Annotated in this window: 5 protein-coding genes; 3 read left to right on the top strand and 2 right to left on the bottom strand. The window is 30.3% G+C overall.

All coding sequences use genetic code 11. The features are described from left to right. Positions 1 to 72: 72 nt before the first annotated feature. Together cspA and msaA are read right to left on the bottom strand one after the other, a co-directional pair. Entirely contained in the window at positions 73 to 273 is a 201-nt protein-coding gene (cspA, locus tag NR218_RS12560; RefSeq protein ID WP_002433901.1) for a cold shock protein CspA, read from the bottom strand. A gap of 204 nt (positions 274 to 477) precedes the next feature. After that, positions 478 to 786 (bottom strand): regulatory protein MsaA, encoded by a 309-nt coding sequence (gene msaA / locus NR218_RS12555; RefSeq protein WP_011275801.1) that lies wholly within the window; start codon positions 784 to 786, stop codon positions 478 to 480. A gap of 163 nt (positions 787 to 949) precedes the next feature. Between msaA and NR218_RS12550 the strand changes: the two genes are divergently transcribed. Genes NR218_RS12550 through NR218_RS12540 form a run of 3 tightly spaced genes read left to right on the top strand, consistent with a single transcriptional unit; the run spans position 950 to position 3,063 of the window. Beyond that, a complete protein-coding gene (locus NR218_RS12550; protein ID WP_011275800.1) occupies positions 950 to 1,219 on the top strand; it encodes an acylphosphatase in 270 nt (89 codons plus the stop codon). Between the two features lie 21 nt (positions 1,220 to 1,240). Continuing rightward, positions 1,241 to 1,867, top strand: coding sequence for a 5-bromo-4-chloroindolyl phosphate hydrolysis family protein (locus NR218_RS12545; RefSeq protein WP_011275799.1), 627 nt, complete (start codon positions 1,241 to 1,243; stop codon positions 1,865 to 1,867). A 26-nt stretch (positions 1,868 to 1,893) separates the two neighbouring features. Next, entirely contained in the window at positions 1,894 to 3,063 is a 1,170-nt protein-coding gene (locus tag NR218_RS12540; protein ID WP_011275798.1) for a toxic anion resistance protein, read from the top strand. Positions 3,064 to 3,075 lie beyond the last annotated feature (12 nt).

Below are 3,075 nucleotides of genomic sequence, written 5' to 3'. Positions count from 1 at the left end.
ATAGAGCCAAAATAAAAAACACCTTACATCTTGGTAAGGTGTTACTAAAGTCAATATTTTACAATCTATTTATTATAGTTTTACAACGTTTGCAGCTTGAGGACCGCGGTCGCCTTCAACTACTTCAAATTCAACTGATTGACCTTCTTCTAATGATTTGTAACCATCTTGGTTAATTGCTGAAAAGTGTACGAATACGTCGTTTTCACCTTCAACTTCGATAAAACCAAAACCTTTTTCAGCGTTAAACCATTTAACTGTACCTTGTTTCATAATTCTGAAACCTCCAAGACTAAATTCTTTCAATATGCATTATTCGCATATTACAAAAAATACATGTGACAATTATGTATTAATAACAAAACGCTATAAATAACTCTTACAGATATTCTTTGCAATATGGAATAAAACCATTGCTTAATAATAATTATATGTTAGTTCTTACCAAATTGCAATACAATTATAGAAAATTGTCTTTTAATTAATTTTTGGTAGATTATAATATACTTCTTTATTATTTAATACAATAAAACTATAAAATATTTGTAAATCTTCTTCACAATCTTCACAAAAGTTTAAATCGCAATTGTTATAAAACGCATGAATATTGTATTTTCCAACAACATAATTATCGTAATAATCTTTACTTTTTGAAATTATATTTTTGTAGTAGTTTAGCATTTCATCATATGAAGTAAATTGATATTGCTCTATAATTTTATCTGTCCAGTCACTAAATAACCACCATCCCTCATAGTCAGCTCTAATTTTGGCAACTGTCCACATGTATATTTCCCCTCTCAATTAGCCTATAATAATCATTTTAACTATTTTATATCTGAATTAAAAATATAATGTCTCATACTTTTGTCCGATAGCCTGTTTATTCCATAGTAAATATTAGTTTTTTAGTATAAAACTTCGTATAATATATATAAGGAGTGATACTATGAAGCAAAAGCATTTACAAGTGTTTGGGACAGTTCAAGGTGTAGGCTTTCGATATTATACACAAAGATTAGCGAATAAGTATAATATTCTAGGCACTGTCCAGAATGTAGATGATTATGTTGAAATATATGCAATAGGTAATGACGATGACCTCGAACAGTTTATTAATGCTGTGACTGAAGGTGCATCACCTGCTTCACATGTTACACACTATGAGCTTGAAGATACTAATGTGAGTGAAGATTTTTCTGATTTTAAATCGATTTAAATATAAAAAGGAAGATGTAATTTGAGATATAATATTTCTCGACTTTTAGGCGTAATTGTAGGGATTCCAGTAGCTATGATATCTTGGATGGTCAGCGTATTTGGCTTTGATCTCTCATTTATTATTGATGCTTTGGTTGGTATTGGGATGTTTTTTGTGTCCTACTTTCCTACTCAACGACTCACGTCTAGGAAGTATTTAACCGAAATTGGTCTTTCACGAAGAGACTATCATTACGTAAGCAACCATTTAAAGCAAGCGCAAGATAAGATTAGAACAATATTAAAATCATTTGTCAATGTAAGATCTATTCAAGATTTCAGACAAATCAATGATATATATAGAATTTCAAAATCAATTCATTTTGCTGTTAAACAAAGGCCAGCAATGTTTTTTAAAGTAGAGAGTTTCTTTTATTCGCATATAGATAATGCGCTAAATTTAATAGAGTCGTATACTCGATTAGCAAAAATGCCAAAAAAAACGATTGAAGAAAAGCAAAAATTAGAACAAACTCGTATAACTTTAGATGAAGTTAAACGTACGTTGATTGCTGATTTGAAGAGAATCAATGAAGATGATTATGAGCGTCTAGATGTTGAAATGGAACTTAATAAATTAGAACAAAAACGTCATAAAGATAACTAGAATATAGAAATGGAGCGATTTTTTAAATGCCTCGAAATGATCAATTTAACAACTCACATCCATTAGATGATTATATAGAACAACAGCAACTAAATAACCTAGATAATAATAGTAATGTCAGTCTAGCGAATCAAAATACAGTTTTAGATGATTTTCAGCAACAATTCAGTGATAAAGAAATGCAAAAAATTGAAAGTATTAGTCAACAAATTAAACCTTTAGACAATGATGGTCTATTATCATATGGCTCACATTTGCAAGAAAATATGTCTAAATTCTCACATAAAATGTTGGATGAAGTGCAGACGAAAGATATTGGACCTGTTGGAGATTCACTTAATCAATTAATGACTAAGTTAAAAGCTGTAAATCCTGATGAGTTAAATCCAGAGAAACAATCAAAACTTAAGCGCTTTTTTAAACGTACAAAAGCTTCAATTAATGAAGTATTTTCTAGGATGCAATCAGTAAGTTCCCAGATTGATAGAATTACAATTCAGCTTGATAGACATAAAAATAATCTATCAAAAGATATCAAATTATTAGACGGATTATATCAACAAAATAAAGATTACTTTGATGATGTTAATTTATATATCGCCGCCGCTAAAAGAAGAAAACACGAAATACAAACGAACGACATTCCAAAATTACAAGAACATGCCAATCAAACTGGTAATCAAATGGATATACAAGCCGTAGCGGATATGGAACAATTTGTTGATCGTTTAGATAAACGTATCTATGATTTACAATTGTCTCGTCAAATTGCTATACAAACTGCACCACAAATTCGAATGATCCAAAATGTTAATCAAGCGTTGGCTGAGAAAATTCAAAGTTCTATACTTACAAGTATTCCACTTTGGAAAAATCAAATGGCAATTGCCCTTACGTTAATGAGACAGCGTAATGCAGTGTCTGCGCAACGTGCTGTAACAGATACAACCAATGATTTACTTACTCAGAATGCGGCTATGTTAAAACAAAATGCTATTGAAACTGCTACGGAAAATGAGCGTGGCATTGTAGACATTGAAACACTTAAAACAACGCAAAGTGATATTATTGAAACAATTGAACAAACACTTCAAATCCAACAAAATGGTCGTCAAAAACGTAAAGAAGCTGAGAAAGAACTTGTTGGCTTAGAAGATGAATTAAAACAACACTTACTTTCGATGAAGAAGGAATAACTAAAATAGTAA

The organism is Staphylococcus sp. SUC_1.2 (genome assembly GCF_026222585.1).
This window is presented reverse-complemented; position numbering and strand designations above follow the sequence as displayed.